Below are 26,373 nucleotides of genomic sequence, written 5' to 3'. Positions count from 1 at the left end.
GTTACCCCAATAAATGTCGAATATGCACAAACAAATCGCTAGCAAGCAATCCTCTTTCCCCCTCCTTTGCTGCAATTTGCGCAGCTAAGCCATGAATATACACAGCTAAGCTAGTTGCAGCAAACGGCTTCATGCCTTGAGCAAGTAAAGAGCCAATTATACCAGATAAAACATCCCCCATCCCAGCGCTTGCCATCGCAGCACACCCTGAACGGTTGATATTTATACATTCTTCACTCACAGTCAGTGTTCCCGGCCCTTTAAGTACCAATATAGCTTTATAGGTTTTAGCTAAATGTGAAGCTAATTCAAAACGATTAAACGCATCAATAGCCTCAAGATCACAGAGCAGCCGTTTTGCCTCTGCAAAATGAGGGGTTAATATTGCATTGTCAAAGCGCAACTTAGTTTTAGCCAATAAATTTAAACCATCAGCATCACACACCACGGGTTTTGCAAACCCTAGACTACTTGTAAATATCGCTTGAGCCCACTCATCCTGCCCAAGGCCAGGACCAATTACCATAATATCTGCTTTTGACATCAGTATGGATAACTCAGAAGCATTTTGAATGCCATGCACCATCAACTCATATCGCCCTTGCAAAACGCTTGCAACATTGTCAGGGTGTGTCGCCACCGTCACTAATCCTGCCCCGCTTCGAAGTGCAGCTTCTGATGCCAAACGTATGGCACCTGCCATTCCTTTGTTCCCCCCTACTAAAAGTACATGCCCACACGTATTTTTATAACTATCTAAAGGACGCTTTTCTAACTCTACAAACAGGGCTGTATGATCCATATAAGCGGCGCTTGGAGGAGTAAGTTGATAAAATGCATCTTCGACAGCCAAAGATGCATAAAGTAATTGCCCACAGAACCCTTTAGCTGTGCCAGTTAGTAATCCTTGCTTTAATGCAATGAAAGTGATCGTCACATCGGCACAAAAGGCCCCCTTTGCAACTATACCAGTCGTCCCATTAATACCACTTGGCACATCTATACTCAGGCATTTAGCACGGGTGTTTGCACACTCTTTAAATAAGGCTTGTATGTCATTTGATAAACTCCCTCTAAAACCAGTGCCGAAAACACCATCAACAATGACACAAAAATCACTTATCTTTGGACGTTCCATTACAACCGTAATACTATGCTTACATGCTTCATGGTATGCATCTTTAGCATCCCCGCTTAGTAATGCAGGGTCATATAGACTAAATACACATACGTTACGTCCTGACTGATGTAATAATTTAGCTAACACATATGCATCTCCAGCATTGTTTCCTTTGCCTACTAGCAAGAGTACATGTTGAGCACTGACTTGGTCATATTCAAACCATGAAAATAATGCCTCTCCTGCACGCTGCATAAGATGAGAGAGTTGAGTACCGCTGTTTTGTGCCGCTTGTGCTTCATATTGCTGTACTTGTTGGGCACTATAAGCAACCTGTGGTAAATTAGTGGTGTATTTAGCTTCCAAGATAAACATTCCGTGACAACAAATAGTATTAATTATATTGAACTGACAACAAAAATTAAGCAATGGGGTAAAGAGCTCGGATTTGCCAGTATAGGTATCACCGACATCGACTTATCTAAACATGAAGCTCAATTACAACGTTGGTTAGATAACGACTATCACGGTGACATGTCTTACATGGCTTCGCATGGCATGAAAAGGGCACGACCAGCGGAATTAGTCCCTGGTACACAACGTGTAATTAGCGTTAGAATGGATTATTTACCCACCGATGCCAGCTTTGCACACGCTTTAAAAAATAAAGAAATAGCCTATATTAGCCGCTATGCGCTAGGGCGTGATTACCATAAAGTAATGAGAAGTCGTCTCAAGCAACTAGGGCAGAAAATCGCCGAGCATAGTAAAGAACTTGGCTTTCGTCCGTTTGTAGACTCAGCACCCGTACTAGAGAGGCAACTTGCAGAAAAAGCAGGTCTTGGCTGGCGAGGTAAAAACTCTTTACTGATCCAAAAACAAGCTGGGTCTTGGTTTTTCTTAGGAGAGCTGTTTGTTGATATTCCATTACCTATTGATCAGCCTGACAAGTTTGAAGGATGTGGTAAATGTAATGCCTGCATAACACTTTGTCCTACAGGGGCAATTGTTGAGCCTTACGTAGTTGATGCGCGCAAGTGCATCTCGTATTTAACAATTGAATTGCAAGGTGCGATACCAGAGCAATATCGTTCACTTATTGGCAATCGCATATATGGGTGCGATGATTGTCAACTTGTATGCCCTTGGAATCGCTTTGGACAGCTCACTAAAGAGGCGGATTTTTCTCCACGCACTCAGCTTAAAGATAAAACGCTCATCGAGCTTTTTAACTGGGATGAGAAAACATTCTTAACCGCAACAGAAGGCAATCCAATACGCCGAATTGGTCACCAAAGATGGCTTCGAAATCTCGCTGTTGGCTTAGGAAATGCACCATATAGTGAGCAAATAGTGAACGCATTGAACGCAAGTCTACCAAATTCATCTGAACTTGTTAAAGAGCATATTTTATGGGCTCTGCAACAACAGCATTCTAAACAACCACAAGCATATAGAAAGGCAGCCCGCCTCATTCGAATCATCGAAAAAGGCCTCCCAAGAGATGCTTAGTAAAAAAGCTTAAGGGCTGTTGTTCTTTGAGGTATGAATTTTTTTCAAATCAAAGGCTTTCAATGCTAGGAATGGGCTATGTTGCATAATGGTCTATGTTAATAGCCTATGACAACGCAGTTTCTGTCTTGGGAAAACCCTCGAATGACTGCTGTAAAAACACACAGCAAAAAACAACAACCCCTAGTTTCAAGTATTGCTAAGACAGCTGCCTCAAATACCCTTTACTACACCTTATTACTTCTCATCAACCTTGTTACTTAATGCGGTTAAATCAGACTCAATTTCTGAAAACGCAGCCCTTACTTGAATGAGCGCTTCTTCTCTGGCAACCGACTTTTGAATCGCATTATCTACCTTATTATAGATAAACAACTCCTGATCTTCGTCCAGCCCCATGGTCGGAATACGATGCTCAAACTGTTCTTGCAACCCTTTAAATACGGCCTCATTTTGTTTGCGATTATTATCCAGTAGTAACATAAGCCCTTTAAATTTACTGCTAATCATCGCAATGGCACCGTTAAGGTTTTGTTGCTGTTGACATAGCTCATTGCGAGTTAAAATTGCGAGTAGTTGTTGCTCAGTAACACTGACAATAAAGCAAATATGATCTCGAATTCGGCCATGCTTTTCGCTATCACCTTCAGGCATATTAAGCACCAATACACTAATATAGTCGAAATTCACTAAAATGCGGCTGGTAAACTCATGTAAACGCCCTTTTGATTTTAAAATCTCGAATAACTCAAGCACAATGGGGGAGCACATTCCTGATGTGGCGTGATGAAACTGCTCATCGTTTATTCTAAACTCGATGTTACAACTTAAGCCAAAATTAGACATGCAATTTATCAACGCCTTTGCAAGCGTAGTAACATCATCAATATTAGCAATATTTTCGATGTAATTAACAATTTGTCCCATTTCACTGCTCGTTGCCATCGCGCTAAATGCAGTGGTTGTCGCATCTTCAACTTGTTGCTCTAAAATATCTTTCTCTAATAACATATGCCCAAGTTTAAGCAATTTTGCGGTTAATTCTCCTTGGCCAAAAGGCTTAACGATATAGTCTTCAGCCCCCACAGAATAGCCCTCCATCCGTTCCTCAACCGACCCTCTTGCGGAAACAAACATAACCACAATGTGACTTGTATCAGGATTAGATTTTATCGCGCGACATACCTCGTAGCCGTTCATTTTCGGCATACTTACATCTAATAAAATAACTTGAGGGTTAAACTCCTCAAGCATATCTAAACACTCAGGTCCACTGGCTGCGGTTCTAAGTTCAAAATCTAAATCCTCAAGAATTTCTTCTATAATTTCAAGATTAAATGGTTCATCATCCACAGCTAAAACACGTTGCAATGCCATATATAAACTCCTTGTATCGTTTATTGCCTCTAGTATTTATAGCTCTGGTTTTAGCTTTATGCGAATGCAAACGTTTTACTTTTTGTTCATTGGCAATTCAATATGCATCGTGACACCAGGCCCCTCATTATTCGTGGCATAGATACATCCTTTGTGTAACAGCACGAACTCTTTACAAATAGCCAACCCTAAACCTGTGCCACCGGCACCGCTATTAGTGGTACTGCTTTGCACAAATTTAGAAAAAATTTGGCTAAGTTCATTATCAGGAATACCAACACCTTGATCGCAAATTTCAATAATGACTTTGTCTTGTTGCATGGTTAATTCAATCAATACATCCCCCCCTTTGGGGCTAAACTTAATGGCATTACCCAATAAGTTACGGATCACTTGATTAATTTGCTCCTGATCACAATAAACAAAAAATCGCTCATTATTAGCCATAAACTTAAATTTTATATGCTTTGCAAGGGCTGAACCTGAGACATCATCTATTGATGTTTTTACAATGTGACACAAATCATGGTTATTAGGTTTAAATGGAAATCGTCCGGCATCAAGCTTAGATAAATCTAGCAGATTATTTAGCAATAATAATAAGCGTTCACCGCTAGTTTCAATGCGTGATAAGTACTTTTGCAGCTTATCTACTGGTATCGCATCGGCATTTAATTTATCTAAACCAAACCGTGCAAAACTTAATATTGAATGCATTGGGGTGCGTAATTCATGAGACATATTGGCAAGAAACTCTGACTTACTTATATTAGCAGCCTCAGCAGCCTCTTTCGCTTTTTGTAGTTGCGCGGTTCGCGCTTGAACCTCAGCCTCTAATACTTCTTTAGCTTCTTCTAGTACTTGCTGCTTTTTCTTCAGATGTGCAACGTTTTTTAATATTACTGAAAAAGCCAGCTCGCCATGGTGATCGATTTCATTGAAAGTGCCCATTAATGGAATTTCTATTTCATTGCGGGTAAGTAATAATTCACAGTCAAAGTTACGTCGACCTTTAAGCCCTTTCATTTTCTGTTTTAAATTATCAACCGACTCTTCATCAAAAAGTTTAAATATTGAACTCAATTGCATTTGCTCTTGCGTACAACCAAATAGCTCTTTACAAGCGTCATTGCCCTCTATAATACTGCCATCTCGATTAAATAAGACAATAGAGTCTGGCGTGTGTTTATAAATAACACGTAACAAACTATCTCTTTCAATCAACGCATCAACTGTATCTTGCAACCGCTCCACAAGCTCTTGATTGTGTCGTTGTAACAACTCTGTTTGCCAAAGCTTATGTAGTGCCTTAAGTAAGTCACCATCTTCAAAGGGGCTTATCAAGATATCATCAACACCAACACGAATTGCTTCTAGCATATCAATTTGGTCAGCTTTTTCAGTGTAAAGTAAACACCGAGTACTGTGATTCAATACTTTTAATTGTTCAAATAGCTCAAGCGCACTTTTATCATCTGGTTCGTAGGCTGCAATGAGTAAGTCAATCGTTTGATGCTCCGCCTGTGCAATACCCTCATAACTTGTTGCTGCGGTATACACGTTTAGCTGCGCACCAGAGAGGCTATTCGCTAATTCAGCCAAACGTACCAATGAGTGATCAATCAGTAAAACCGTTGGTAAAACTAATCGACTTTCAGAACCGATTTCAAACACCCGCTCTAATAAGTTAGTAATTTCTTTATTTGAAAAAAAAGGGTAAACCACAATGCCGTTCGGCAAAGCCTTATTAAACTGGCTAAATAAGGCAAGTTGCTGTGCATGATCAGGTTTCGGGGCGAGTAAAATAAGCTTTTCATGATTTCGTAACTTTAATAGTAAGTCTAGAAAAGTAGTAGGGATTCCATTGGCAATCGCAATTGCATCATAATGCTCTAAATCCTCCACTTGAGAGAGCATACGATAGTGAATGTGTTCAACTTCCCCCCCCAGTAATTCGAATAACACTTTTAAGCGCATAGCTAGTACACTATTGCTATCGACAATCAAAACCTTGTTCTTCATTTGCCTACACCGCTTCTTCCTTAACTTGTCTCAAGTGTAGACGATTTTTTCTTCTTAATTGTCAGGTATCATTCATCTAGGTGCTTGCCCATTATGGTCAAGCTATAACGACTGTTATCCATCTTTGCAATGTCGGGTAACTCACCCCATGACTTAAAACCATGGCGTTTAAACAAATTTAAGCTAGGCGTGTTATGGCTAAAAATAAATCCAAGTAAAACCGAAACATCAATAAGCTTGGCATGGAGTTGAGCAAAATCCATCAGTACATTACCCAACCCTTTTCCTCTGGCTTGCTTTGCAATATATATACTTATCTCACAGGTTTGAGAGTAAGCAGGACGACCATAAAAAGATTTAAAACTCAGCCACGCAAGAACCGCTCCTGCTTGCTCATAAACAAATAGTGGCCGATTATCATAGTGGCTATTAAACCACTCTAAGCGCTGCTTTGCGCTTACCATTTCAGTATCTGCAGTCACCATTCTGCTAGCAATCGTTTCATTATATATGTCTGTGATACTTTGCAGGTCTTCAATTTTAGCTATTCTTATTGTCATCGTGTATAAATATCTGATCGCACTAAAGTGTAATGCCGTATCATAAAAGATTATTATCTTAGAGGGAAAGCAGATGCTAAAAAAATTAATACTACAAGTTACGCTGCTCAGTAGCGTTTTAATGACAAGTGCCACATATGCTAAGCAGTGTGATGACTTCACCAACGTTGAACTGCGCAAGTTACGCTCAGAACAAACAATAAATATATGTGAGTTTAAAGATAAACCCTTATTAATTGTAAATACTGCAAGCAATTGTGGTTTTACCGGTCAATTTGAAGGCTTAGAAAAACTGCACCAGACCTATAAAGATAAAGGCTTAGTGATATTGGGATTTCCTTCAGATGATTTTTTCCAAGAAGAGAATGATGAAAAGGATACGGCAAAAGTATGCTTTATAAATTATGGAGTAACTTTTAACATGCTCGCAACCTCTGCTGTACGTGGTGACGATGCAAACCCTATTTTTAAGCATTTAAATGCTCAAACAAGCTCTCCCAAATGGAACTTTTATAAATACTTAGTTTCAGCAGATCGAAAAAGCATCACACGCTTCAACAGTCGAACTAAACCGCTCTCAAAAGAATTAACCAGTGCTATTGAAAAAGCCCTCTAGGCAAATAGTGAGTTTTTAGAATTTTTGTATTAGAATAAAGTCTGAGCAAAAAACAAACATAAGCGAATTAATAATTATGGAGAGCATATGACAGTTGCAAGTGCAAGGCACATTTTAGTTGAAAGCGAAGCAGAGTGCTCAGATTTAAAGTCGCGCATTGCTGAAGGTGAAGATTTCGCAGAGCTCGCAAAACAATACTCAAGCTGCCCTTCTGGTCAAGATGGTGGTGCATTAGGTGAATTTGGACCAGGTATGATGGTGCCAGAATTCGATAAAGTTGTTTTTTCAGCGCCAATTAATGAAGTGCAAGGGCCGGTTCAGACACAGTTTGGGTTTCATTTACTTGAAGTAACAAGTCGCTCAGAGTAAATTAGCTTTAAAGTTCTTAAGGCCGCTTTTTGCGGCCTTTTTTATAGTAAAAAGGAATCATTATGCAGCTATATGGCTCGAATACTTCGCCTTTCGCACGGCGCATCAGAATGTTTGCGGCACTTCATAACTTACCGATTAATTATCAACACATAGACATTTTCAATAAACAAGACAGAGCCACTTTAATCACTCATAATCCAGCTCGAAAAATTCCATTTTTAATTGATAACACGAATACCATCTGTGACTCTGGTGCCATATATCGCTACTTAATAAATCAGTTTCAGTTAACCCATATGAGTTGTTGGCAAGAAAACCAACTTACCAATATAAACGCCTGTAATGATTCTTTGGTTGAGCTACTAATATGCGAGCGTTCTGGCTTTGATACACAAACAGATCAGCTATTTTTTAATCTACAAAGAGAAAGAATAGAGGCTGTATTATCTGATTTAAATGAACAATGCGTGAAAAGTGACTTTTTAAACTGCGACTACTTAAAGATCAGTTTATACTGCCTGCTAGATTGGATTGTATTTAGATCATTGACCGACTTAAGTTCGTTTGCGGCGCTAGTGCAGTTTTATGAAGCACACGCTAACTTACCGGGCAGTACAAGTTCAGATCCTAGAATATAATTGTCATATTAAAAAAGGTACAGACAATGAGCGACATTGAAATAGAATCGGAATTAATAACCTTTGTAGAGCAAGTACGTTCAAATCAACAAGTTTGGGCGCTCGGCGCACAAGATGGTGGCATCGTAGTATGTGAGTCAAATCAATTTGAAGAAACTGACGTGCTATTAATATGGGATAGCGAACAAAAAGCACAAGCACAATGTAAAGATGAGTGGCAAGATTACACACCTGTCGAAATTTCACTTGATGAATTTTTAGATGAGTGGGTTGAAGACTTGAATGAAGATCAAGCGCTTTTTGGCCTAAATTGGAATGATGAAAATGTTTGTGTGGAGATTGAACCTGTCGGCTTAGCTCGCGCGCTCGTAGACTAAGGCTATTAAGGTTCCCTCAATTGCGCGCACATATGCTTGCGCGCTCTCCCCTTTACCACTGGGTGGCATTAAGGGTTCCGCTCCTGCGATTACTGCCCTATCATAACTTTCACTCACATTATGACAACACAATGTAAGCTCAAATCCTAGTGCTGGTTGCTTTGGTTGTGCTCTTATATAGCTTTGCTTAAATTGCGCTTGTGCCAGTGGATGACTTGCAAAACCTAACACAGCTTCACCAGTATCTAACTCACCATAGTCCCCCGCCTCAGTCAAAGCTTGCGTACTAAGACCAAATGCTTGGTAATAGAAATCTAATACTTCTTCTACGTTATCAACGTAAATCACAGTTTTTGCATAGCGCATCATGAACCACTTAAAAATAATTAACCCAAAGTAATACTTAAGATGATGCTATTTAGCTACCTAGAATAAAATCTAGTTCATCTCAGAGCCTCTTTTACTAAGCATAAATTCAAAAGTGGGTAAAACACAATCAATGTAGATTATATTAAAGCGAAAAATTCGCAAAATTGAGTCATAAGCGCAAAAAATCCGTAGACTCTGAGAATCTACGGATTAATTAAAGCGTTGCTAAAACATTTGCTCACTATAGCCGAACAAATACTTAAGCTTTTGTTATTAAGACTTATTGCGGTTTTCTTTGGTGAATGCTCTAAGTTTACGCTTTTGTGATAACGTCATCTTATTCGTACGCCCAGAATAAGGGTTATCGCCTTCACGAAATTCAATTTTAATCGGTGTACCCATGATGTTAAGAGCTTTTCGATAGTAATTCATTAAGTAACGTTTATAGCTATCGGGTAAATCGTGTACCTGATTACCGTGGATCACAATTCTTGGCGGGTTATAGCCACCTGCGTGAGCATACTTTAGTTTTACACGGCGTCCACGCACGAGCGGCGGCTGATGATCAGCTTGCGCCATATCCATAATACGGCGTAGCATCGCAGTACTAATACGCTTAGTCGCTGATTCATAAGCTTCATTTACTGACTCAAACAAATGACCAACACCAGTACCATGTAACGCAGAGATAAAATGTAAACGGGCAAAGTCAATAAAGCCAAGGCGGCGATCTAGTTCCGTTTTGATTCGCTCTTTTACGTAATCATCCAGCCCATCCCACTTGTTTACAGCTATAACTAATGAGCGACCAGAGTTTAATGCAAAACCCAATAAGCTTAAGTCTTGGTCTGATATTCCATCTCTTGCATCAACCACTAACAATACAACGTTTGCATCTTCAATAGCTTTCAAAGTTTTGATCACCGAAAACTTTTCAACCACATCACTGACTTTTTTACGTTTACGTACCCCAGCTGTATCGATAAGTACATATTCACGGTCATTGCGTGTCATTGGGATATAAATAGAATCTCGCGTGGTACCTGGCATATCATAAACAATAACTCTGTCTTCACCAAGAATACGGTTTGTCAGCGTAGACTTACCTACATTTGGCCGGCCAATGATAGCGAGTTTTATCGGCTTATCTTCAAAAGGCGATTTACCATCTTCGTCAACTCCTTCGTCGCCTTCAAGATACAATTCAGCTAACTGCGCGTCATCTTGCTGTAACTCTTCATCTTGCGCTGCAAGTTCAGCAATAACAGGCTGTAATGTAACATCCAATAACTGAGTTACACCTCTCCCATGAGCCGCTGCAATATGATAAACCTGACCAAGTGCTAACTGGTAAAATTCAGCACAACTTGAGTCCGCATCAATACCGTCTGTTTTATTCGCAACTAGGAAACACTTCTTTTGTTGTTTACGTAAGTGTTGCGCGATAGCTTGATCTGCTGCATTCATGCCAGCTCGTGCATCGACCAAAAAAAGCACAATATCAGCTTCTTCAATCGCTAATAGCGATTGCTCGGCCATTTCTGTTTCAATGCCCTCTTCTGAGCCATCAATACCGCCAGTATCGACCACGATAAACTCGTAGCCATCATAATTAGCTTGGCCGTATTTACGATCACGCGTAAGCCCTGGAAAATCAGCTACTAAAGCATCTCTTGTACGCGTTAAGCGGTTAAACAGTGTGGATTTACCCACATTAGGTCGCCCAACAAGAGCGATCACCGGAAGCATAGACTACCTCTTTAATAAACAACAAAAGGCTTCGCAAAGCGAAGCCTTAACATACTTAACTAACATTAAGTGTTACGGAATTTTAATTGCGCTAACTTCACCATCACGGGTGTATACAATTAGCTTGTCATCAGCAACAACAGGTTCAACAAAAAAACCAGAGCTATCAAATGACTCTCGAGCAACCAACTGGCCTGTTTGCTTATCTAACCAATGCAAGTTGCCTTCTTGATCGCCTACAGCAAGATAATTGCCTGCTACAGTCGGTGCGGTTAAATACCAACCACGTAGAGCTGGTTGACTCCAACGCTCAATACCTGAATCTTTATCTAACGCATAGATAACACCGTTACTATCTACTAAATAAAGAACATTTAAATCTAAGCTCAAGTCTCGATAACTACTGTATTCTCGCTTCCACAGCACATTACCACTGCGCACATCTACAGCCGCTAAATTTCCATTATAGCCTATTGCATAAGCTGTTGCGCCACTAACAACCGGCTTGGTATCAACATCTACCAAACGCTCAAACTCAGATGAGCCTTTTGCGATTGCTACATCAGCGCTCCAGGCGCTATAACCGTTTTCAGCAATCAATACAGATAACTTACCGCTTTCTTCACCAAATAATACACCACCATTTGCCGCAGTCGGTGAGCTCAGCCCTCGCAATGTTAAAGCAGGCACTTCTTGATCATGACGCCAACGCTCTTCACCTGTATCGGGGTGTAATGCTAGCAGTTTACCAGAGCCTAAGTTGACATAAACAAGGCCATCTCCCGCTGCCGGTGATGAAAGTGCTTCACCAGGAACTGCTTTACGCCAAAGGATTTCGCCAGACTCTCGATTAATAGCAATGACTTCACCATGCTCTGAACCTATATAAATGTTACCGTAGGCTTGTAAAATACCACCAGAGAGCTTAGCACTGTCGTTATCTTCCCATGGCCAAAATGCAGGGGCTTCACGTACATCTGTTTGCCATAGTGTTGCGCCTGATTCTAGGTTAAGTGCTTTTACCAAACCATAACGCTCTGCAGCAAAAACCGTATTTTTATACACAGTCGGTGTTAAACGTGAGAAATAATGCTCTACACCGCTACCTACATTTTCTTGCCAAACGATTTGTGTTTCAAATTGGTTATTGACCTCTGGCAGCACTAACTCTTCTTCATCATCACTAGATGAACATCCTAACAGCGACGCCATACACAGCGCCAAGGTTGCCATACTGAGCTTATTCATGTTGGCTCCTATGCTGCAGGCTGTGCGGTTGCTAAATCGTCTAACTTAATTTTAAGTAACGTATTGGCACCTTCTGTAGAAGCATCTAAAGCGCCTTGGTACTGACTTTTAGCCTGTGCTTTATCACCCTGAGCTAAAAATATATCACCTTTTATTTCAGAAACTTGTGCTTCAAAGCTCTGTGGCATTGACTGATTTAACGTTGCGAGTGCCTGATCAAATTGCTGTTGTGCCAATTGTACGCGTGCTAAACGGGTTAACGCAGTCGCCTTCAATTCCATGCTCGCGACGTTATCTGCAGCCCATTGTAGCTTTTGTGCCGCTACATCAAGCTGTTGCTTTTCAGTCGCTTCTTTGGCTGCCACAAATGCCGCTAATATAGCGTAGTTTGAATCACTATTTTCTTTAACAAAGCTTTCGCTTGAAGCCAACACATCATCACTTTCAACAAATTGATTGTATGCATTTGACGCAGCTTCTGCACTATCGATTTGACTTTGGTTATAGGCTTTCCAACCATATAAGCCACCCAAACCAATTACAATGCCCAACGCTAAAGACACGCCATTTTCACGGAAAAATCGCTTTATGGCTTCAGCCTGTTGTTCTTCTGTTGAGTAAATTTCCATTATAACCTCTTATACTGTCAGTGCTTGTAAAAGGATTTTCACCTCATCAAGCGTCACTGTTACTTGTTCTTTTTGTTCTCGCAGATATTTAACGGTGACTGTGCCTTGCGCTAATTCTTCTTCACCGAAGATCAACGCAACGACAGCATCACTTTTATCTGCGCGTTTTAATTGCTTTTTAAAATTACCACCACCGGCATGCACCATAACACGCAAGCCCGATACTTCATTGCGTAACTGTTCAGCGATAACAGGAGCTTGAATACTCGCCTCATCACCCATTGCGGCAACATAAACGTCAGCATTGCGACGTATATCTCCAACACATTCAAGTTCTTGTAACATTAATACCAATCGCTCAAGACCCATGGCAAAACCAACTGCTGGAGTTGCTTTACCACCAAGTTGTTCTACCAAACCGTCATAACGACCACCAGCACACACCGTGCCTTGCGCGCCCAAACTATCCGTAACCCATTCAAAAACCGTACGATTATAATAATCTAAGCCACGAACCAACTTTTCATTAACCCGGTATTCGACGCCAGCTGCATCTAAACGTTCACATAAATTTTTAAAATGAGCTTGAGATTCATCATCCAAGTGCTCAGAAAGTTTTGGCGCTTGCTCTAAAACAGCTTGCACATCAGGGTTTTTACTATCTAGAACACGCAGTGGGTTAGAGTGCATGCGACGCTTACTATCTTCATCTAACTGCTCGATATGCGACTCTAAGAATGCGACTAAGGCATCTCGATATTGTGCTCGAGCTTCATTCGAGCCCAAAGAATTTAGCTCTAAACGCACATACTGGCTAATACCAAACGTTTTCCATAAACGCGCCGTTAGTAAAATGACTTCAGCATCGATATCAGCACTGGCTATACCAAATGTTTCTACACCAAACTGATGAAACTGACGGTAACGACCTTTTTGTGGACGCTCATGCCGAAACATTGGCCCCATATACCAAAAGCGTTGCTCTTGGTTATACAATAAACCGCTTTGATTACCAGCCCGTACGCATACAGCGGTACCTTCAGGGCGTAAAGTGAGACTATCACCACTGCGGTCTTCAAAAGTGTACATTTCTTTTTCAACGATGTCGGTTACTTCACCGATCGAGCGTTTAAATAAATCAGTAGACTCAACAATAGGAAAACGGATCTCTTGATAACCATAAGACGCCACCGTTTTGCGCAATGTATCTTCTACTTTCTGCCACACTTGCGTTGTACCAGGTAGGCAGTCGTTCATACCACGAACTGCTTGAATTTGTTTTGCCACTGAAATTCCTAAATAAATCTGTTTTTTATCAATGCGATCGCCGCAAAGTATCTGACTTGCGTAAAAAATGAATCGCTCATTATACCCAAACCGACTGAAAATGCGACCTACGACGAAGACTGACCCATTGCTAACATAAGAATGCTATTTGAGTAATACCTTTGAACTTACTCAACAATCTTAATATCTATTTCTGGTTGCTGTTCTTTTTTGGCAACGAAATCTCGCACTTGCGACTCTAGTTGCTCAACAATATTATCGTTATCAATGCGCAACTTTTGACGTTCACCGTTGATATATAAACCCGAACGGCGATTTGCACCTGCAAGGCCTATATCACTGATAAGTGCCTCTCCAGGGCCATTAACAACGCAGCCAATGACAGATACTGAGATAGGTGTGATGATGTCTTCAAGTCGCTCTTCAAGCTGGTTCATCGTATTAACTACATCAAACTCTTGACGTGAGCAACTCGGGCAGGCGATAAAGTTTATACCGCGAGAACGAATACGTAGCGACTTTAAGATATCAAAACCTACCTTGATTTCTTGTACAGGGTCTGCAGCCAATGAAACTCGTAATGTATCACCAATTCCTTCAGCTAGCAGCATACCTAATCCGACAGCAGACTTTACTGAACCCGATCTAAAACCACCCGCTTCAGTGATCCCTAAGTGCAGAGGTTGATCAATTTCTTTTGCCAATAAACGATAAGCCCCCACTGCTAAAAACACGTCAGAAGCCTTCACTGACACTTTAAACTGGTCAAAGTTAAGGCGCTGCAATATTTCAACATGACGCATTGCTGACTCAAGCAATGCCTCTGGTGTTGGTTCTCCATACTTTTCTTGTAAGTCACGTTCCAAAGAACCACCGTTTACCCCAATTCGAATTGGAATGTTACGCTCAGATGCTGCATCAACCACCGCCCTAATTCGATCTTCAGAACCAATATTACCAGGATTGATACGCAAGCAGTCTGCACCATATTGTGCTACTTTTAACGCAATACGATAATCAAAATGAATATCTGTAACCAGTGGGACATCTACTTGCTCTTTAATGCTTTTGAATGCTTCAGCCGCATCCATTGTTGGTACAGATACTCGCACAATGTCCGCTCCTGCCTCTTCAATTGCACGAATTTGCGCAACTGTAGCATCAATATCAAGCGTATTTGTATTTGTCATTGATTGCACTGCAATCGGTGCCCCGTCTCCGATAGGAACATGCCCTACATTAATGCGGGTAGATTTTCTGCGCTTTATTGGAGATTCTGAAAACATAGAAGGTTACTCTGCTAACGGTAATTTAAATTTTGCTAAACGATTGCGAGGAAGAGCGGATAAGTCAACCAATTGACCATCCAGTTCTACATCAACGACTTGATGTTTACCCAACACCACTGAAAAAGGCGCTTTTCCCTGTACTGTCATGGTATAACCGGCTTTTTTAACCCCAAATGCAATTCGCTGCTCGGTCGCATCAAAAATCTCAACCCAGCTATCATCACTAAAACGCATAATGATAGTACTTAAAGATGCATCTTTTTTATTTGCCATAGGTTGGGAGGGTAATTTCTCTGCTTGTGGCTGTTCAGCCACTTGCACAATAGCAGAATGGTCATCCAAAAGTGTTGTTTGAGGGCTTACTTGTGTGTTGTCTTTATCTAATATGTTTGCGGTGTTAACAGCAGAACTTTGCGCAGCTGTATCAGGGATTTCTTTAACAGTTTCAACATTTTGTTCAATTACAGTTTGCTGCTCAACTGATTTAGATACTGTTCTTTGAGGAGCTGTTTGTCCATTGCTGTCTGTTAGGTTACCGCTAGTTTGCCAATACCAAATGCCTGAAGAGCCCAGTACTATCGCTAAAATTAAGTAGCTAAAAATCATTAAACGATTGTCACTGGCTTCTTTTTCCGTACGACGAGAAAAGCTTTGCATTTTCTTAGTTGGTTCTGGAGCTTTAGGCGCATCCATAAGCTCAAGTAAGTGATATGCATCTAAACCAAGTAAACCGCTATAACTTTTGATATAACCACGAACAAAAGTCACAGGCCCTAAGTCTTGATATTCATCTTGTTCTAACTTCGTTATTTGCAACGTTGTTAACTTCAAACGCTGCGCCACATCTTCAATACTTAATTCAGCAGCTACTCTAGCTGTATGAAGCGATTGCCCTATGGTAGGCGTTTGTTCTTCCATTTCGATGTTTTCTTGTTTCATAAAACGTAACTATCAGGGTCCACTATCAGTAATCCATGACCTTCTTTTAAGGCCACATCCGGTGTTAAATCATTCCATCGCATTAAATTATCGATCAGCAATCCATGTTGAGTCGCTATTTTGAACAAAGTATCACCCGCTTTTATGGCATGTATGATGGTAGGGTTATTGAGATAAATAGTTTGACCAGCCACCACTTTATCTGATTCGCTTAAATTATTCCAACGCAGTAAATCTACCAGCTTAATATCATATTTCACTGATAAACTAAATATATTCTCGCCCACTCCCATTATATGGAACGGCACATCAGGGGCGCGTATTTTTTCATTTATCAACTGCATGCTGTGCGTATTTAATTTAGAAAAATTACGTGTTTTCACAACAGTTCCAGAGTTAGGTTCAAATCGCACATCATTTGGATTAGGCTCATAAAAACGAACAACACCCGTTGTTGTATTATTGCTTGTAAGAGCGCTTGTCGTCGATACCTCATGAACCTGCTCTGTTGCCTCCAAAGCAGCCTCTTCAACCTGTTCGCTCGCTATAGTAGTTTCATTGCCTGAATGCGCAGTGAACTTAGCCTTATTACTACGTAAAGACTGGCTACTACTGGGCACACTCTGCGCACCTAAATCATTTACTATTTTACGCTTAATTTTTATCTTTGGTTGATGTGACACACGCGATGGTGATTTCTGCGTTATTTTTTTTAGTTGAGCAATACGATACTGCTCTTTTAACCGAACAAACTCGCTGTTTTTTGTGTTTTCATTCAACAAAGCTCTTGCTTGAGACGACTCAGGGTAAGTTTGAATTAATAGGTCTGCAATTTCTTGCGCCTTTTGTAAATGCCCCATACTAACATGTACTAAATATTGTAACTGCATACTGCGCGGCGAAATAAACCCTTTCTCCGAATAGTTCTCTAATACACCTTTAGCTTGGTGCAAGTCACTTTTGGCATAAAACAAGGCTGCTAAGCCAATCAAAGCTGACTGGCTACGACCATCATGTGCGATGGCGCTATTTAAATAATCTTCAGCTGTAGAGAAGTTATCTTGTTTAATTTCGCATAACGCTAAGTTTTCGTAACTGCGAGATACACCTAAGTAACTCGGTACGTCTATGGCCTTAAAGAACTGCTCACTCGCAACTTTATATTTGCCAATTCGGCACAAAAATGTGCCGTAATTATTTAACGTATTTGGATCATCGGGGTCAAGGTGCAATGCTTTTTGATAAGCTTTTTCTGCTCGCTCCTCTTCACCGACCAACTCATAATAATAGGCTAAGGAGTAATGACCTTGAGGTAACTCAGGTGCTAATCTTAATGCTTTTTCTAAATTATACTTGGCTTGGCTGTTATTGCCTGCTCTTAAATATTGCAGTGCCAATGTAATACGAGTTTTTGCCGCTTCTTGATTATTAACTTCATTTCTGACATTTGGTTTATTGCGGGTAACAGAGCTTGTCTCAGTCACACACCCAGCTAAAAAACTCACAGCGACAAAAGAAATAAAACAAGCACGCATGCACAACCCTTTATGTAATAACATTGAGTCCTTATACTACCTAAAAGTCCTTATGATTCATCTATTTTTTACCATAAGAACGTATTTAAAGTGCAATCTGCTATGTTATTACAGCACTAACCCAGCATTAGCTTGGGTTGACCTGCACTGCAATGGCATTATCGTCACGTTGCTGCTTTTTAGCCAGACGCTTTGTTCTATCCACAACATCGCCTACTAACTGGCCACATGCCGCATCAATATCGTCTCCACGTGTGCGGCGCACAATACAGGTTAAACCTGCCGCTTGCAGCACTTTTGAGAACCTGTCTATGCGACTGTTACTAGAACGGCCATACTCGTTACCAGGAAACGGGTTAAATGGAATAAGGTTAATCTTAGATGGTGTGCCTTTTAACACTTTTACCAATTCATGCGCATGATCAGTGCTGTCGTTCACACCTTGCAACATGACATACTCTATGGTGACATCTTTGTTCGCTTTTGAGCCATCGATATAACGACGACATGCTGCCAAGAATTCTTCAATTGGGTATTTTTTGTTAATTGGTACAAGTACATCACGCAAGTCATTATTTGGCGCATGCAAAGAGATAGCCAAGGCCACATCAATTTTTTCTTTCAGAATATCAAGCGCAGGTACTACGCCCGAGGTACTCAACGTGACGCGACGTTTTGACAAGCCAAATGCCCAATCATCCATCATCAATTCCATCGCAGGAACAACGTTGTTGAGGTTTAAAAGCGGCTCACCCATGCCCATCATAACAACATTAGTTACTGGACGCTTAGTGCTATCACCATCGTGTAGACCAATGTCTTTGGCAACACGCCAGACCTGACCAATGATCTCAGACACTTTTAAGTTACGGTTAAAGCCTTGCTGTGCTGTTGAGCAAAAAGTACATTCCAGCGCACAGCCTACTTGTGACGACACACATAATGTTGCACGGTCTTTTTCTGGGATCCAAACAGTCTCGACTTCTTGACCGCCATCAAGTAATAATGCGTACTTTATGGTGCCATCACTGGCAACCTGCTTCACTGAAATCTCAGGCGCTACAATTTCACATTCCGCCGCTAACTTAGCTTTGAGCTTTTTATTAACGTTACTCATTTGCTCAAAGTCGTCGATACCAAAATGATAGATCCATTTCATCACTTGATCAGCACGAAACGGCTTTTCACCGTAAGAAGCAAATAACTCACGCATTCCTTCTCGGTTTAAATCAAGTAAATTAATCTTTTTTTCAGTACTGGCCATGAAACAACCTCAATTCAGGTGACGGTATAACAATAGTAAGCTAGCCGCGGATTGTACAAAAAATACACAGCAATAACAATCTTAACTCTCGTGTTTTGCTAAATGCTCAAAGTGCTATTCACTAAACCTTTAGCAAAACAAAACAGGGAAGAAAAAGGGCCCAAAAGCCCTTATTTCATGCACACTCTCGAAATTAACGAGTACGTGGGCAAAGCTCTTCTTCAGCGAAGAAGTAAGCAATTTCGCGCGCAGCTGATTCAGGTGCATCTGAACCGTGTACCGCGTTTTCATCAATGCTGTCTGCATAGTCAGCACGTAAAGTACCAGCTAGTGCTTCTGCAGGGTTAGTTGCACCCATGATTTCACGGTTTTTAAGTACTGCGTTCTCACCTTCAAGTACCTGAACCATTACAGGGCCAGATGTCATGAAAGAAACTAAAGCACCAAAGAAAGGACGCTCTTTGTGCTCAGCGTAGAAGCCTTCAGCTTTCTCTTGAGAAAGGTGAACCATCTTAGAAGCAACGATCTTAAGACCAGCTGATTCGAAACGGTTATAGATTGCACCAATGTGGTTTTTAGCTACCGCATCAGGCTTGATAATTGAAAAAGTACGCTCTAAAGCCATCTTCTTTGCTCCAAAATAGTTTGTGATTATTGACGGGCGCGAATTATACGCGTTTTAGCTGCAAAAACCTACTACATTTGCTTGTTAAGTTGCAAGGTTTATACGCCAGCGAAGATGATCTCTAGCAAAACAATTTATGATCTACATCAAAACCGCTATTTAGCATTTTACTTATACTGCGCCGTTTTTAGATTTTGAGTCAATTTTGACCCCAACAGCTGGCTTGCACCCAGTTCAATGATGAGGTTTTACCATGTTTATACCTGAGCTCCTTTCGCCTGCGGGTAGTTTAAAGAATATGCGTTACGCTTTTGCGTACGGTGCTGATGCTGTTTATGCTGGACAACCTCGCTATAGTTTACGCGTACGTAACAATGAATTTGATTTAGACAATCTCGCGCTAGGTATCAATGAAGCCCACCAACAAAATAAAAGGCTCTATGTAGTATCGAATATTGCGCCACACAATAAAAAAGTAAATACATATTTGCGAGATATTGAGCCTGTGATTGCCATGCGACCGGATGCATTGATCATGTCAGATCCTGGCTTAATTATGTTGGTGCGAGATAAATGGCCTGATATGCCCATACACTTATCTGTACAAGCCAATGCAGTAAATTTTGCAAGCGTACAGTTTTGGGCTAAACAAGGGATTGAACGAGTGATCTTATCTCGTGAGTTGTCATTGGAAGAAATTGCTGAAATTCGTGCACTGTGCCCAGAAACTGAATTAGAAGTATTTGTGCATGGTGCGCTGTGTATGGCCTATTCTGGTCGCTGTTTGCTGTCGGGTTATATCAATAAACGCGATCCAAACCAAGGTACTTGTACCAATGCCTGTCGTTGGGAATATGACGTTAAGTTAGGCAAAGAAACGCAAACGGGCGACATAGTTCATAAAATCGACCCAAAATCAGTGATCCCTACTTTGGGTGAAGGCCAACCTTCTTCAGAAGTATTTATGCTTGAAGAACCTGGCCGCCCCGGCGAATATATGCCGACTTTTGAAGATGAACACGGCACTTATATCATGAACTCCAAAGATTTGCGTGCCGTACAATATGTAGAGCAGCTCACAAAAATGGGTGTGCATAGTTTAAAAATAGAAGGCCGTACCAAATCATTTTATTATGTCGCGCGCACAGCTCAAGTGTATCGTAAAGCCATTGATGACGCAGTCGCTGGCAAACCATTTGATCCTAGCCTGATGCGTACGCTAGAAAACCTAGCACACCGTGGTTACACCGAAGGCTTTTTAAAACGCCATGCACACCAAGATTATCAAAACTATGAATACGGCCACTCAGTCTCTGACAAGCAACAGTTTGTAGGAGAAATACTCGGGCGTCATGATAATGGCTTGGTAGAAATTGATGTTAAAAATAAATTCTGTACCGGTCACAGTTTAGAACTCATGACACCACAAGGTAATATTGCGTTTAACCTTGAGCACATGGAGAACAAAAAAGGTGAACGTATTGACGATGCAAAAGGCTCTGGTCATATCGTAAAAATTCCTTTGCCTGAAGATATCAACCTTGATCATGCAATACTTTTGCGCAACCTAGATCATAATCAAAATACGCGCAATCCATTTAAAAAGGCCTAACCATGGCCCTGATGATTAACAACAAATGCATCAACTGCGACATGTGCGATCCAGAATGCCCCAATCAAGCAATTTATTTTGGTAAGAAAATCTACGAGATAGACCCAGATAAATGTACTGAATGTGTAGGTCATTATGATAAGCCGACATGTATTAGTGTCTGCCCAATTGACTGTATTAAGCCAGACCCAAACCACAAGGAAGACTTAGACACATTGGCTGAAAAGTATTTACGTTTGACCAGACAAATCTAACCCATAAAGCTGAACTAACTTTGTTACAAGCTAGCTCAGCTTTTCCGGTAGTGTTTAAGCAAAAGCACTTACACCTACAGGTTTGAGTTAGAACTTATACTCAATACCTAAACCTAGGTAATCACGCTCAACTTGATTGTCACCGTCAAACGTTGAGTAGAAGCCATATAATTTTGTGACTTTGTTAAGCTTATGGTCGATGCCAATTGATACACCATCTAGCTTGTCACCTTGATCAAAATCGATGACTTGGTACTGTGCTTTGAGTGTATTTGCACCAAAGCTGTATGCAGCGTTTAGCATATAACCATCCGCTTCTTCTGAACCATCCACTTTTTCTTGGGTTTGGAACATGGCACCGAGTTTAAAGTCAGCAACTTTACCTTGCACGGCAAAACGAACGGCGTCACGTCCATTCACTTCACTATCGATTGCAACGGCTGCATAAATAGCACTTTTATTTAACTTACTATCACCGTAAGTCAATGCAGTTGAGTAGCCGTTTTCACCGTCTTTGTTATCTTCAGCAATAAAAGTCCCCAGAAACTTAAAGCCATTAAAGCTGGTAGATTTGTACGAAATTGAGTTACCTAGACGGTTTTCGCCTTTAAATAGGTTTTTAATATCACCTTCTAAATCATTAAATAGGTCAAGTTTGCCTTGAGATTGTTTATAAGCCGTATCATTTCTACCAATCACAACCTCACCAAAATTGCCTTTAATACCAACATATTGGTTACGCGCGGTGATATTATCTTTACCATTTTTTGAGTCGGCGTCAGACACATCCACCTGAAACTCTAGTTTATAGATAACCTCTAAACCACCTTCTAACTTTTCTGCGCCTTTAAAGCCAAGACGCGACGCATTACTTTTTATTTCAGTGGCAGAGCCTTCACCATCATCACTAGATTGCAGTGAAACGTTCGCCTTACCATACACTGACACATCCGCGTAGGCATTTAATGAAAGTGCACTCAATACAGAGAACAAAAGTGCAGAATTAGTTAGTTTCATGTGTATTTCCTCAATATCGCAACACGTAAGTTTTTTAAACATGCGCAGTGTGCCAGCGCTTAATGACAAAAATATTACACTCAAGTAATTTAAGTAATAAAAAAGACTTAAAAGTGAAATCTTTTAGAAGCATTTAAAAATAAGCCTTTAAATATAATACCTTAAAAACATTACCCAAAATAAAAACATGTCACAAATAAAACATTAAAATGACATCATGCAAGTGATTCGAGTAATTTTGTAATGGTTTCTATCTGCTCTTTTTGCTCGTTATCTTTGTGGTATGCAATAAATATTTCTCTTGATACCTGTTCAACACAGTTTATATGAAACAACTTACCCTGCTCTATCATGTCATGTGCTAATGCGTGTGGAATAAAAGCGCTGCCGCCACATTGCATGATTAAATCAAGTGCAATTCGTCCTGTACTGGTTCTAAAATAAGGAGGGGTGCTACCAGAGAACTGTTTGGCATGCCAAAGTGAAAAAGCCGTTCCCCAATCCACATATACATACTGGTTATTAAAAAATGCCAAGGCATCTTCACATTCAAACGTACTGACTGGAATAATAGCCAGATCACGAATCGACTTTACAACCAATTCATCGACTTTGGGGGGATCAAACAACACAGCTAAGTCCAAAGTACGTTCAAGCAACAACCTAGTACTTTCTTGCTGCGCTTTCACTTCTGCCACCAACGAAACCCCGGGCATAGCGGCAACTATATTATTAATACCAAATTGCAAAAATGCATCCCAAATATTAGGGGTACCAGATAACGCTAATTGCTTATGCATATTGCTTGCTAAAGCCACATCTACTTTGGCTCGCTGCATTCCTGTTAATATCATGGTTGCATGGGGTAATAAGCGCTCTCCTGGGGCCGTTAACTGGATATTATTGCGCTGTCGAATAAATAAATTAACCCCTAAACTCTGCTCTAGTTGGCGAATTCTAAAACTGACAGCGGACTGAGTAATATATAAATTTTCAGCCGCACGACCAAAATGGCGGGTTTTAACCACTTCTACAAAAGTCTTTAAAAGATCTATGTCCACTTTTGCTCCTTACGATAAAAAAAATTGTTTAAAAAAAGCACAATCTTGTTCCATACTCCATCCAATATCAATGTGAGGATTGAGTTATGGATCAGAATCTAATCAACTTACGTAACGCTTTTGTAAGCTCCCGCGCCTTTTACGATGACGCAAACTTTCCCAGAGGCTTTAGCCGAAGCGGACACTTTACACTCTTAGAAGCACAGGTCCTAGAGCAACATGGCGTGCTTCTTAAAAGCTTATACAATAAACAAAGCGAACCACAAAATAGTTTTCAACTTCAGTTTGTTAATGTGATGGAGCAAGGAATACCTTCGAGCAATATTATTGAGCGTACTTGGACCAAGTATCTCAAACTCACAACCTGTAAGAATAAGTTTCATACCTTGTTTGGCCGCTCAAGATCAGTACCTGATTCATATGCTCCTCAATATAGTAGCGCTGATGACGATCTTTAATACCTAAGGGTGTCAATTCTAGGCACCCATATTTCTTCATTTCACTTATCCCATAGCGTATCGTATATGTTCAGAATGGTCTAAACTTAACAAGCTAACTACTTTGTAGGATTGCATTTGTTAGCAGATCAGTTTAAAACTTACATGTGCGAAGAATTATAACAAGGCGGGAATAGTGACCCATCGAATACTTATTATTGAAGATACTCCTGCAATTGCGCGCGTGCAAAAACACATTGCCATTTCATGTGGCTATGAAGCTCACGTAGCACAATCACTTGAACAAGCAGAAGCACTAATCAATAAACATCAGTACTTTTGCGCAGTTGTAGACTTTATTTTACCTGATGCACCAAATGGTGAAGCAATACCCGTCACCATCGAAGCCGAAATTCCCACCATTGTTATGACTGGAAATATTGACAATCAGACAAGGGAAACGGTAGATAAGTACCCTATTATTGACTATATAACAAAAGAGAATAAACAAGCTTACCACTATCTAAAAAAGCAACTAGCTCGCTTACCTCGTAATGAAGATGTCAAAGTGCTTGTAGTTGAAGACTCTCGCCACGCCAGAATGTACATCAGTAGCCTACTCTACAGACATAAATACCAAGTGTTAGAAGCTGTTGATGGTGTTGATGCCCTAGAAGTATTACAGCAAAACCCAGATGTTTCGGTCATTATCGCTGACAATGAGATGCCAAGAATGAATGGCGACGAACTATGCGCTGAAATTCGTCGTTTATACAGCAATGAGGATAAAGTGATCATTGGCGTGTCAGGTTCAAACTCTCCTCATTTGTCAGCCCGATTTTTAAAAAGCGGTGCTAATGATTATTTACGAAAACCATTTAATGCGGAAGAGTTTTATTGTCGGTTGAGTTTAAACGTCGATATGCTTGATCACATTGCAACCATTAGACTTCAAGCAAATACCGACTACTTGACCAAACTGCCAAATCGTAGGTACTTTTTTGGACAAGCAAATCAAGCACAAAAAATACGCACGGTAAAACAACAAATTAGCCAAGTGGCAATGATAGATATCGATCATTTTAAGCGTATAAATGATGACCATGGCCATGATGCAGGCGATGATGTACTGGTAGCCATCGCAAAAACTTTTGATAAATTTTTTGCCAATGAGCTAGTCGCACGCTTAGGAGGCGAAGAGTTTGTTATTTATTTTCTACATAACAGTTCTGAAGAAAACCTTGAGTCTCTGAAGAAGTTTAGACAATATATAGAGCTCAATAGCTCGTCTTTTACTCCCCATAAGATACCCTTTACCATTTCCATTGGACTTGTATCTAAGCATGAAGCAAAAATTGATGAGTTATTAAAAGAAGCCGACAAAAAACTATATGAGGCAAAAGAACTAGGCAGGAACAAAGTCGTTTCCTAGCTACTTTTACCTATCAGCACTTTGCATATTAGCTTTGCTGCGGTGCTTTTTTCTGCTTACGCGCTTTGCGTGCCCATTGGTAAGAGTCCCAACTAAACAATGCCAGTGCCCCCCAAATAAATGCAAAAGTAACAATACGCTGTGCAGAGAACTCTTCACCATAAAACACGACCGCTAGCACAAACATCAAGCTAGGACCAATATATTGAAAAAAGCCTAAGGTTGAGTATGGTATGCGCTTAGCTGCGGCGGTAAAACATAATAATGGTAACGTCGTAACAATACCGGCACTAATTAGCAGGATATTAACTGCATTACTATTTACTGTTAAATCTGAGGTAGCTGTCGGTGAAGCAAAAAACCAATAAGCGGCTGCAAATGGTAATAAAATAGCGGCCTCTAGCAGCAAACCAGGCAAAGATTCAACGGGTACTTTTTTACGAATTAAGCCATATATCGCAAAAGAGCACGCCAATGCAAAAGCAACAACAGGGAAAGAGCCAAAACTCACCACTTGAATCACTACCCCAACAACCGCTAAACCGACAGCAACTAATTGCCACTTTCTCAGTCGTTCAGCTAAAAAGAGCATACCCAACAAAACATTCAATAACGGATTAATATAATAACCAAGGCTCGCATCCAGCATATGCCCATTATTCACAGCCCAAATGAATAGTCCCCAATTAAAGCCCAGAAGACAAGCACTGATACACAACATAATCATTAGTTTTGGTTTCTTAACAATATGTTGTACTTTATGCCACTGCTTTAGCAACACAATGATGATAGCAATAAACAACGCAGACCATATTACGCGATGAACCAAAATCTCCACTGCACCAATAAAGTCAATTTGCTTAAAATAAATAGGTGCTAAGCCCCACATTAAGAACGCTAAAATCGCAAAATAATAGCCTTTTTGCGTTGCACTTTGTTGGCTCATATCATCCCCTCAATAATTAAGGGCGCATTATACCTGTTTTACATATCCTTATTAGTCAATTTAAGGTAAGAGTTTTGTTAATACGA

The 26,373-nt window shown here is 40.5% G+C and carries 26 protein-coding genes; 9 read left to right on the top strand and 17 right to left on the bottom strand.

Going from position 1 to position 26,373, the window contains the following annotated elements; all coding sequences use genetic code 11:
• Nucleotide 1 precedes the first annotated feature (1 nt).
• On the bottom strand, nucleotides 2-1,495 hold the full coding sequence (locus tag SANK73390_RS14590) for an NAD(P)H-hydrate dehydratase (protein ID WP_462766790.1): 1,494 nt from the start codon (nucleotides 1,493-1,495) through the stop codon (nucleotides 2-4).
• 3 nt (nucleotides 1,496-1,498) lie between these two features.
• Here SANK73390_RS14590 and queG point away from each other — a divergent pair, with 3 nt between their 5' ends.
• Nucleotides 1,499-2,632, top strand: a complete 1,134-nt coding sequence (gene queG, locus SANK73390_RS14585) for a tRNA epoxyqueuosine(34) reductase QueG (RefSeq protein ID WP_462766788.1) — start codon at nucleotides 1,499-1,501, stop codon at nucleotides 2,630-2,632.
• 237 nt (nucleotides 2,633-2,869) lie between these two features.
• Here the strand turns inward: queG and SANK73390_RS14580 are convergent, their stop codons facing one another.
• From SANK73390_RS14580 to SANK73390_RS14570, 3 genes are all read right to left on the bottom strand, one after another.
• Nucleotides 2,870-4,009 carry a response regulator gene (locus SANK73390_RS14580; RefSeq protein WP_462766787.1) on the bottom strand — a complete coding sequence of 380 codons (1,140 nt, stop codon included), beginning with the start codon at nucleotides 4,007-4,009 and terminating at the stop codon, nucleotides 2,870-2,872.
• Nucleotides 4,010-4,084: 75 nt separating this feature from the next.
• Nucleotides 4,085-6,031, bottom strand: a complete 1,947-nt coding sequence (locus tag SANK73390_RS14575) for a sensor histidine kinase (RefSeq protein WP_462766785.1) — start codon at nucleotides 6,029-6,031, stop codon at nucleotides 4,085-4,087.
• Nucleotides 6,032-6,099: 68 nt separating this feature from the next.
• A complete protein-coding gene (locus SANK73390_RS14570) occupies nucleotides 6,100-6,591 on the bottom strand; it encodes an N-acetyltransferase family protein (RefSeq protein WP_462766783.1) in 492 nt (163 codons plus the stop codon).
• Between the two features lie 73 nt (nucleotides 6,592-6,664).
• Between SANK73390_RS14570 and SANK73390_RS14565 the strand changes: the two genes are divergently transcribed.
• The 4 genes from SANK73390_RS14565 to SANK73390_RS14550 all read left to right on the top strand — a co-directional run bounded on the left by SANK73390_RS14565 (nucleotide 6,665) and on the right by SANK73390_RS14550 (nucleotide 8,594).
• Complete coding sequence (locus SANK73390_RS14565) at nucleotides 6,665-7,207, top strand: glutathione peroxidase (protein ID WP_261591604.1); 543 nt, start codon at nucleotides 6,665-6,667, stop codon at nucleotides 7,205-7,207.
• 87 nt (nucleotides 7,208-7,294) lie between these two features.
• Nucleotides 7,295-7,576: a peptidylprolyl isomerase gene (locus tag SANK73390_RS14560; RefSeq protein WP_261591603.1), complete on the top strand. Its 282-nt coding sequence runs from the start codon at nucleotides 7,295-7,297 to the stop codon at nucleotides 7,574-7,576.
• A 62-nt stretch (nucleotides 7,577-7,638) separates the two neighbouring features.
• Nucleotides 7,639-8,217, top strand: a complete 579-nt coding sequence (locus SANK73390_RS14555) for a glutathione S-transferase family protein (protein WP_462766781.1) — start codon at nucleotides 7,639-7,641, stop codon at nucleotides 8,215-8,217.
• A gap of 26 nt (nucleotides 8,218-8,243) precedes the next feature.
• The gene (locus SANK73390_RS14550; RefSeq protein ID WP_261591601.1) at nucleotides 8,244-8,594 is read left to right on the top strand and encodes a DUF2750 domain-containing protein; all 351 of its coding nucleotides are present in this window, start codon (nucleotides 8,244-8,246) and stop codon (nucleotides 8,592-8,594) included.
• Here the strand turns inward: SANK73390_RS14550 and SANK73390_RS14545 are convergent.
• The 10 genes from SANK73390_RS14545 to ndk all read right to left on the bottom strand — a co-directional run bounded on the left by SANK73390_RS14545 (nucleotide 8,571) and on the right by ndk (nucleotide 19,528).
• The gene (locus tag SANK73390_RS14545) at nucleotides 8,571-8,960 is read right to left on the bottom strand and encodes a VOC family protein (protein ID WP_462766955.1); all 390 of its coding nucleotides are present in this window, start codon (nucleotides 8,958-8,960) and stop codon (nucleotides 8,571-8,573) included. The two genes, SANK73390_RS14550 and SANK73390_RS14545, sit on opposite strands and share 24 nt — an antisense overlap.
• A 276-nt stretch (nucleotides 8,961-9,236) precedes the next feature.
• Nucleotides 9,237-10,712, bottom strand: coding sequence for a ribosome biogenesis GTPase Der (gene der / locus SANK73390_RS14540; RefSeq protein ID WP_261591600.1), 1,476 nt, complete (start codon nucleotides 10,710-10,712; stop codon nucleotides 9,237-9,239).
• 72 nt (nucleotides 10,713-10,784) lie between these two features.
• Nucleotides 10,785-11,960, bottom strand: a complete 1,176-nt coding sequence (bamB, locus tag SANK73390_RS14535; RefSeq protein WP_462766779.1) for an outer membrane protein assembly factor BamB — start codon at nucleotides 11,958-11,960, stop codon at nucleotides 10,785-10,787.
• Between the two features lie 8 nt (nucleotides 11,961-11,968).
• Entirely contained in the window at nucleotides 11,969-12,589 is a 621-nt protein-coding gene (locus tag SANK73390_RS14530) for a YfgM family protein (protein ID WP_462766777.1), read from the bottom strand.
• Between the two features lie 9 nt (nucleotides 12,590-12,598).
• Nucleotides 12,599-13,876 (bottom strand): histidine--tRNA ligase, encoded by a 1,278-nt coding sequence (gene hisS / locus SANK73390_RS14525; RefSeq protein ID WP_462766775.1) that lies wholly within the window; start codon nucleotides 13,874-13,876, stop codon nucleotides 12,599-12,601.
• A 167-nt stretch (nucleotides 13,877-14,043) separates the two neighbouring features.
• Nucleotides 14,044-15,162, bottom strand: coding sequence for a flavodoxin-dependent (E)-4-hydroxy-3-methylbut-2-enyl-diphosphate synthase (ispG, locus tag SANK73390_RS14520; protein WP_462766773.1), 1,119 nt, complete (start codon nucleotides 15,160-15,162; stop codon nucleotides 14,044-14,046).
• A gap of 6 nt (nucleotides 15,163-15,168) precedes the next feature.
• Nucleotides 15,169-16,104: a RodZ domain-containing protein gene (locus tag SANK73390_RS14515; RefSeq protein ID WP_462766771.1), complete on the bottom strand. Its 936-nt coding sequence runs from the start codon at nucleotides 16,102-16,104 to the stop codon at nucleotides 15,169-15,171.
• Nucleotides 16,101-17,639, bottom strand: coding sequence for a type IV pilus biogenesis/stability protein PilW (pilW, locus tag SANK73390_RS14510; protein ID WP_462766769.1), 1,539 nt, complete (start codon nucleotides 17,637-17,639; stop codon nucleotides 16,101-16,103). The genes SANK73390_RS14515 and pilW overlap by 4 nt, the downstream gene beginning before the upstream one ends.
• A 127-nt stretch (nucleotides 17,640-17,766) precedes the next feature.
• Entirely contained in the window at nucleotides 17,767-18,903 is a 1,137-nt protein-coding gene (rlmN, locus tag SANK73390_RS14505; RefSeq protein WP_462766767.1) for a dual-specificity RNA methyltransferase RlmN, read from the bottom strand.
• A 193-nt stretch (nucleotides 18,904-19,096) separates the two neighbouring features.
• On the bottom strand, nucleotides 19,097-19,528 hold the full coding sequence (gene ndk / locus SANK73390_RS14500; protein WP_010364190.1) for a nucleoside-diphosphate kinase: 432 nt from the start codon (nucleotides 19,526-19,528) through the stop codon (nucleotides 19,097-19,099).
• Nucleotides 19,529-19,781: 253 nt separating this feature from the next.
• Here ndk and trhP point away from each other — a divergent pair, with 253 nt between their 5' ends.
• Nucleotides 19,782-21,140 carry a prephenate-dependent tRNA uridine(34) hydroxylase TrhP gene (gene trhP, locus SANK73390_RS14495; RefSeq protein ID WP_462766766.1) on the top strand — a complete coding sequence of 453 codons (1,359 nt, stop codon included), beginning with the start codon at nucleotides 19,782-19,784 and terminating at the stop codon, nucleotides 21,138-21,140.
• 2 nt (nucleotides 21,141-21,142) lie between these two features.
• Nucleotides 21,143-21,394, top strand: a complete 252-nt coding sequence (locus SANK73390_RS14490) for a YfhL family 4Fe-4S dicluster ferredoxin (RefSeq protein ID WP_462766764.1) — start codon at nucleotides 21,143-21,145, stop codon at nucleotides 21,392-21,394.
• 87 nt (nucleotides 21,395-21,481) lie between these two features.
• On the opposite strand, the gene SANK73390_RS14485 is transcribed toward SANK73390_RS14490, so the two are convergent.
• Together SANK73390_RS14485 and SANK73390_RS14480 are read right to left on the bottom strand one after the other, a co-directional pair.
• Entirely contained in the window at nucleotides 21,482-22,411 is a 930-nt protein-coding gene (locus SANK73390_RS14485; RefSeq protein WP_462766762.1) for a porin, read from the bottom strand.
• A 215-nt stretch (nucleotides 22,412-22,626) separates the two neighbouring features.
• On the bottom strand, nucleotides 22,627-23,472 hold the full coding sequence (locus SANK73390_RS14480) for a LysR family transcriptional regulator (protein WP_261591587.1): 846 nt from the start codon (nucleotides 23,470-23,472) through the stop codon (nucleotides 22,627-22,629).
• Nucleotides 23,473-23,558: 86 nt separating this feature from the next.
• On the opposite strand from SANK73390_RS14480, the gene SANK73390_RS14475 reads away from it, so the two are divergent.
• Nucleotides 23,559-23,930 (top strand): MaoP family protein, encoded by a 372-nt coding sequence (locus tag SANK73390_RS14475; protein ID WP_462766761.1) that lies wholly within the window; start codon nucleotides 23,559-23,561, stop codon nucleotides 23,928-23,930.
• Between the two features lie 175 nt (nucleotides 23,931-24,105).
• On the top strand, nucleotides 24,106-25,341 hold the full coding sequence (locus tag SANK73390_RS14470; RefSeq protein WP_462766760.1) for a GGDEF domain-containing response regulator: 1,236 nt from the start codon (nucleotides 24,106-24,108) through the stop codon (nucleotides 25,339-25,341).
• 28 nt (nucleotides 25,342-25,369) lie between these two features.
• On the opposite strand, the gene rarD is transcribed toward SANK73390_RS14470, so the two are convergent.
• Nucleotides 25,370-26,287, bottom strand: a complete 918-nt coding sequence (rarD, locus tag SANK73390_RS14465) for an EamA family transporter RarD (RefSeq protein WP_462766759.1) — start codon at nucleotides 26,285-26,287, stop codon at nucleotides 25,370-25,372.
• Between the last annotated feature and the right edge of the window lie 86 nt (nucleotides 26,288-26,373).

The sequence above is a fragment of the Pseudoalteromonas sp. SANK 73390 genome (genome assembly GCF_054966645.1).
The sequence above is the reverse complement of the archived record's forward strand: the minus strand, read 5'-3'. Positions and strand labels throughout refer to the sequence as shown.